We start from the raw sequence: 5,513 nt of genomic DNA, 5'->3' as shown, positions 1-5,513 counted from the left end.
GCCTGTTCGTGAAAGTATGAAAACGATACGGCAGATAGCCGACGAGATAGGGGTATCAAAGCAGGCGGTCTATAAGCGATACAAAGGCAAGCTGCATACGGTTTGCGCTCCGTATACGCATACGGAGCAGGGGGTATTGTATCTATCGGAGCAGGCTGAAACCCTGATAAAACAAGATTTTTTGAAAGATGACCGCTCCAATGGAGCGCATACGGATACGCATACGGAGCGCTCCATTGGAGCGGTGCCGGAGCAGTCGCAAGAGGCCGGAGTGGTAGCAGTTTTGCAGGCCACCATCGACACGCTGCAGGGGCAGCTTGAAGTGAAAGACCGGCAGATTGAGGAACTAAACGCAAGGCTGGCAGAGGTCAGCGCGGCGCTGCTTGCCGCCCAGCAGACAGCAGCGGCGGCCCAGGCCCTTCACGCGGGGACAATCCAGCAGCAGCTTCTTACCGGGGAGGCCGGAGCGGATCAGCAGGGCCAGGAGCCGGAGCAAAAGCGCGGGTGGTTTAGTAAACTGTTTGGAAAGTAGAAAGCAACTTAAAGTTGCTCAATAATTGATGGTAGCAACCGAGAAGTTATTGCTAAAATGATGATCAGAAAGGAGGAACAAATATGAGTATAGCGTCACCAATGCTGGTTATTTCTTTGATCATCTATGCAGGTCTTTTCGGGCTATTTATCTATCTGGTTATCTTAATTATTCGAGCTTTGAAGAAATATATTAGGTCTAAAGATGTAAGAGCTGAAAAGAGCGTCCTTAAGCAAAATTTAGGTGAAGTATTGAAAGACTTGCGGACTAAAAATAAGATGACTCAAGAATTTGTAGCAGAAACAATAGGGGTTAGTCGGCAAGCAGTATCTAAGTGGGAAAGCGGAGAATGTGATCCGAGTACCTCTAATTTGATTGCGCTGGCAAAGTTGTACAGAACGACGGTTGAGGAAATTTTGCAGAACATAAAGCAGTAATTTGACAGTGTGGCCGAAGCCCCAGCCGGAGCCGCCCGAAAGCAGCGGGAAACCGTAGCGGTTGGCAGCTCCGGCAATCCCCCGCGGGAGCGCGCAAAAGCACTTTCATACTGCCAGCCCCAAAGGGGCGGCGGTGTGAAAGTGCTTTTGCGTTACTTTCTCACAAGAAAGTAACAAAGAGGTTGTGGCCTGCGGCCTGGTATGGTAAAATAGGAGTAGTAGGATATAGGCTTTTGCAGGAAAGGGACGGGTGATTTTATAGGTACAACCATTTCGGGAATGACGGGCCGGGGAAGTATCCGGCACAACAACAGGAGCTTTTCAGCGGCGAATGTAGACCGAAGCAGGTCGGGGCAGAATGTCACCTTTTGCAACGAGGATTTGAAGAAGGTGTACCACGAACTTTTCGATGAAGCCCTGGCCGCCTACAATGCCAAAAAGAAAAAGACCAGGGACAAGATACCAGACTACTATGAGCATATCCGGCAGAGCAAGCAGGAGAAGCTATTTCACGAGGCTATCTTTCAGATCGGCAACTTGACGGACTGCGGGTGCGGCTCCCCTGGAGGGGAACGGGCGGCGGCAGCTCTCAAAGAATTTGCAGAGTCCTTCCAGGAGCGCAATCCTCATCTGCGGGTGTTCAATATGGTGCTGCACATGGACGAGGCCACGCCCCACCTCCATGTGGACTTCGTGCCGGTGGCAACGGAGCAGAGCCGGGGCCTCTCAACGAGGGTATCAATGAAACAAGCGTTAAAGCAGCAAGGATTTGAGGGGCTTGGCCGGAAGCAGACGGAATGGAAAGCCTGGATGGAACGGGAGAAAGAAGCCCTAACGGAAATCGCCCAGGCGCACGAGTTTGAGATCATCAGCCTGGGCGGTGGCCGCCCTCATATGGAGCTGCCAGAGTACAGGGCAGCGGCCCAGCGGCTTGAAGCTGTCCAGGAACAGGTGATAGCGGCAGAGCAGGAGATCGCGGCCTTGGAAAAGCAGAGAAAGGCCCTGCAAGGGAATGTGAAGCTGCTGAAAGCGGTTGAGAAGGTCAAGCCCGATCTGGACGCAATACAGCCGGAAAAGACGCTGACAGGGGCCGTCAAGGGCGTGACGGTGGAGCAGGTGAAGGAGCTGAAGGCGGCGGTGATCCGGGGCGCGGCGGCAGAGCAGAAGGTGCGGGAGCTGAAGGTAGAAAACCAACAGCTTCAGCAGAAAATCCCTTCGACGAAAGAAAAGCTGAAGGAGGCCCAGGAGCGGCAGCGGCTTGAAAATGAAAACCGGCAGCTCAAAGTGCAGGTGGAATACCTGGAAGAAGATTTGAGCCGGGAGCGCGGGTTTTCGGCGCGGCTCCGGGAAGGGATCGGGGCGGTGCTGGATTTCCTGGATCGGCACTTGCCGGAGCAGTTCCGGCCCCTGGTCGAAAAGGCGCGGGAGCTACTACCTGTGCCAGAGGTGCAGCAGCCGGAAAGAGAGCAGGAACGGGGCCACACCTGGGGCGGTATGGAGCTGTAAAAGAAGCCTGTCCGGGGGCCTTGCAAGAGCCGCCCGGACAGGCTATAATAACAGTAAAAATAGGGAATTAACTTCATTGATAATATATGCCCCCCTATGGGTATGGGGGGATAGCAGGGGGTTGGTTTGTCGTAAAATAGGGAATTAACTTCATTGATAATATATGCCCCCCTATGGCCTTTAGGCCAGGGAAAAAATAATAAAATATTTTCTCTCGGACAGGGAGAAAGTCGGAGGGGGTTATGGGGGTGAGCGGCGGGGTGTGGGAATGTGGTAAACCTGAAAGGTTTTCCATCATTTCCATGCCCCAGAGCGAGGGGGAAAAGGGGGAGGTGACTTTCTCTTTAAGGCCCCGAAGGGGCCGCTCTTTGGCTCCCCCTTTTCCCCCTGTGGGTTTGCAGAATGTACGAAAAGAGGTGTAAGGAATGGAGGATCAGCAGGCGGCATTGGAACGGCTGCGGGAACTTTATAGGGAGAAGAACGAGCATTTAGAGAAGTTTTTGGAGCCGGTGGAGCCGTATGAATTTTATCGTGAGATCTTCCCGGAAGGATCTTTTGAGAGGAAGGGCCATTTTGAGGACAGGAAGGGAAACGGGATCGCGGTGACGGTGCCGAAAGGTGAGGTTGACAAGGCAACCGGGATCGCCCTGCAAATCGAGGGGGACGGTAAAGCGAAACGCTGTACCATCACTGACGAGCTGGACGAGCTGCGGGAGCTGCAAGACACCGATTTCACGATTATGTCACCGATCTCTTATTTTGGGCGGCGGCGGTGCGGCAAAAATGCCAGGTATCTTTATGCTCTGGTGTTTGACCTGGACGGGGTAGGTATGCCCCAGCTCCGGGACACGCTGCACCAGATGGACAAGGATATTCTGCCCCAGGCAACCTTTGTCGTAAACAGTGGGACAGGGCTTCACCTGTATTATGTGCTGAAAGAGCCGGTGCCTATGTACCCGCACAACCAGAAATGCTTGAAAGAGCTGAAATATTCCCTCACTCGGCAGATTTGGAATAAGTTTACCTCTACCATTAAGGAGCCGCAAATGCAGGGGATTTTGCAGGGCTTCCGGGTGGTCGGCTCCGGCTCAAAGCTGGGGCGTGAGTATCCTGTGAGGGCGTTCCGGCTCGGTGGGCCGGTGGAGCTGGCGCGGCTGCTTGATTATATCCCGGACAGCAACTGGGAGCAGCAGCGGCTTGAGGGGCTTATGAGAAAGAGCCGCCTGTCGCTGGCCGAGGCGAAAGAGAAGTACCCGGATTGGTATGAGCGGCGGATCGTCAAAAAGGAGCGGCGGGGCCGCTGGACGGTCAAGCGTGACCTTTACGACTGGTGGCTGCACCGGATCGCCGATGAAATCCGGGTGGGCCATCGTTTCTATGGCATTATGACGCTGGCGATTTATGCGAAAAAATGCGGGATAGACGAGGACGAGCTGCGCCGGGACGCTTTTGCGCTGCTCCGGCCCTACGATGATATGAGTGTTGAGGATATAAACCGCTTTACAAAAGATGATGTGGTGTGCGCCCTGGAAATGTTCAATGAGGACTATGTGACATTCCCCAGGGACGATATAGCGAAGCTCTCCGGCCTGACTATGCCTGTCAATAAGCGGAACTGGCGCAAACAGTCAGAACATATCAAGCTGATGAATTTAATTAGGGACGAGATCAATGGTAATAAGAATTGGCGCAATAAGGACGGAAGGCCCAAAGGCAGCGGAACGGCCCAGGCGCGGGTTTATGAATGGCGGCAGCAGCACCCGGAGGGGCGCAAGGCCGACTGTCACCGGGAAACTGGCCTTGATCCGAAAACCGTCCGTAAGTGGTGGGATTGCCCGCCGCCAGCGGTGCGCTTTGAAAATGGGCATATAACGGTGCGGGTGTCCCCTTCCCAGGAGTTGAGCGATTGGCTCCTGGACGCGCTGCACGATGGGGGCCAGGAATAAGGCCCAGAAAGGCCCCTGTTACGCTTTAGAAGCCGTTTTCAGCCCTCCGAGGGTAAATATACAGGCCCCCTCTCTACCGCGCCTGGAAAGCCGCATAAATCAAGGCTTTTTTGCCCCCTAAATGCGTACATACCAGGGTGGAAGTTTAAGGGGCGGTGCTTGGGTAAACGGCCAGGAACGAATATTGACATTGTAAATAAAAAGTTATACAATGGATATAATAAGAGCGAAAGGAGTTGCTACCTATGGCAAATACAAATATTAACATTCGTATGGACGCAGACTTGAAGCGGCAGTTTGAGGCGTTCTGTGCTGATATGGGAATGACGATGACAACGGCGTTCAATGTTTTTGCGCGTAAGGCTGTGAGGGAGTATAGAATACCCTTTGAAATCAGCGGCGATGTGCCGAACGCTGAAACCGTCGAGGCAATCAAGGAAGTAAAGAGAATGAAAGCCGATCCGAGCCTCGGCAAGACCTATTCCAATGTCGATCAGATGATGGAGGAGCTACTTGCCGATGTATAACATAAGACCAACCACAAAATTTCAGAAGGATTTGAAGCGCGTGAAAAAGCGCGGCTTTGATATTTCTTTGCTGACCGATATTATTAAAAAGTTGGCTGCGGGGGAGCCGTTGCCGGAGAAGAACAGGGATCACCAACTTTCCGGGGACTATGCGGGGTGTCGTGAGTGCCACATTACGCCGGATTGGTTGCTGATCTACGAAGTGGACGGGGACGAGCTGATTTTATATCTCACCCGGACGGGATCGCATAGCGATTTATTTTAGGGGAAGGAGGAAAGGTCTATGAGTTGGGATAAAGAGAGGATCGCGCAGATACAGCTTCCCGATCCGGCAGACGATGATCCGCACCCTCGTCTGCTCTTGGAAGGGCGCGGCATACACGCAGGAGAGGGATTTACAGCTCTGTTTCCAGATGGCTGGCACGAGATTACCCTTGAAGTAGCCTGGGAGCCGACAGGCCCTGCTTGCTGGTACATATCTACGCCTGGGTTTAAGGGTGTGTGTCCTGTGGGCCTGTTCGTGAAAGTATGAAAACGATACGGCAGATAGCCGACGAGATAGGGG

The 5,513-nt window shown here is 53.3% G+C and carries 7 protein-coding genes; all 7 read left to right on the top strand.

From position 1 onward, the window contains the following. Positions 1-532, top strand: a 532-nt coding sequence (locus DW251_RS17620; RefSeq protein ID WP_347474694.1) for a hypothetical protein, incomplete at its 5' end; no start/stop codon positions are given. A gap of 83 nt (positions 533-615) precedes the next feature. Continuing rightward, positions 616-969 (top strand): helix-turn-helix transcriptional regulator, encoded by a 354-nt coding sequence (locus tag DW251_RS17615; RefSeq protein WP_118301896.1) that lies wholly within the window; start codon positions 616-618, stop codon positions 967-969. A gap of 279 nt (positions 970-1,248) precedes the next feature. Beyond that, a complete protein-coding gene (locus DW251_RS17610) occupies positions 1,249-2,475 on the top strand; it encodes a plasmid recombination protein (protein WP_182433655.1) in 1,227 nt (408 codons plus the stop codon). 425 nt (positions 2,476-2,900) lie between these two features. Further along, positions 2,901-4,421 (top strand): hypothetical protein, encoded by a 1,521-nt coding sequence (locus tag DW251_RS17600; RefSeq protein WP_118301894.1) that lies wholly within the window; start codon positions 2,901-2,903, stop codon positions 4,419-4,421. A 245-nt stretch (positions 4,422-4,666) separates the two neighbouring features. Further along, the gene (locus DW251_RS17595; protein ID WP_005948237.1) at positions 4,667-4,948 is read left to right on the top strand and encodes a type II toxin-antitoxin system RelB/DinJ family antitoxin; all 282 of its coding nucleotides are present in this window, start codon (positions 4,667-4,669) and stop codon (positions 4,946-4,948) included. Then, positions 4,941-5,213, top strand: a complete 273-nt coding sequence (locus DW251_RS17590; protein ID WP_066859802.1) for a type II toxin-antitoxin system YafQ family toxin — start codon at positions 4,941-4,943, stop codon at positions 5,211-5,213. Before DW251_RS17595 ends, DW251_RS17590 begins: the two co-directional genes overlap by 8 nt. An 18-nt stretch (positions 5,214-5,231) precedes the next feature. Then, positions 5,232-5,480 carry a hypothetical protein gene (locus DW251_RS17585; protein ID WP_087295647.1) on the top strand — a complete coding sequence of 83 codons (249 nt, stop codon included), beginning with the start codon at positions 5,232-5,234 and terminating at the stop codon, positions 5,478-5,480. Positions 5,481-5,513: the final 33 nt, after the last annotated feature.

It is taken from the genome of Clostridium sp. AM22-11AC (assembly GCF_003473545.1).
Classification (GTDB): Bacteria; Bacillota; Clostridia; order Lachnospirales; family Lachnospiraceae; genus Enterocloster.
The sequence above is the reverse complement of the archived record's forward strand: the minus strand, read 5'-3'. Positions and strand labels throughout refer to the sequence as shown.

What these genes read in the sequence shown, in the direction of transcription:
- DW251_RS17595 (WP_005948237.1), top strand. Translation starts at nt 4,667, where the DNA reads ATGGCAAATACAAATATTAACATTCGTATGGACGCAGACTTGAAGCGG.
- DW251_RS17585 (WP_087295647.1), top strand. Translation starts at nt 5,232, where the DNA reads ATGAGTTGGGATAAAGAGAGGATCGCGCAGATACAGCTTCCCGATCCG.
- DW251_RS17590 (WP_066859802.1), top strand. Translation starts at nt 4,941, where the DNA reads ATGTATAACATAAGACCAACCACAAAATTTCAGAAGGATTTGAAGCGC.
- DW251_RS17615 (WP_118301896.1), top strand. Translation starts at nt 616, where the DNA reads ATGAGTATAGCGTCACCAATGCTGGTTATTTCTTTGATCATCTATGCA.
- DW251_RS17600 (WP_118301894.1), top strand. Translation starts at nt 2,901, where the DNA reads ATGGAGGATCAGCAGGCGGCATTGGAACGGCTGCGGGAACTTTATAGG.
- DW251_RS17610 (WP_182433655.1), top strand. Translation starts at nt 1,249, where the DNA reads ATGACGGGCCGGGGAAGTATCCGGCACAACAACAGGAGCTTTTCAGCG.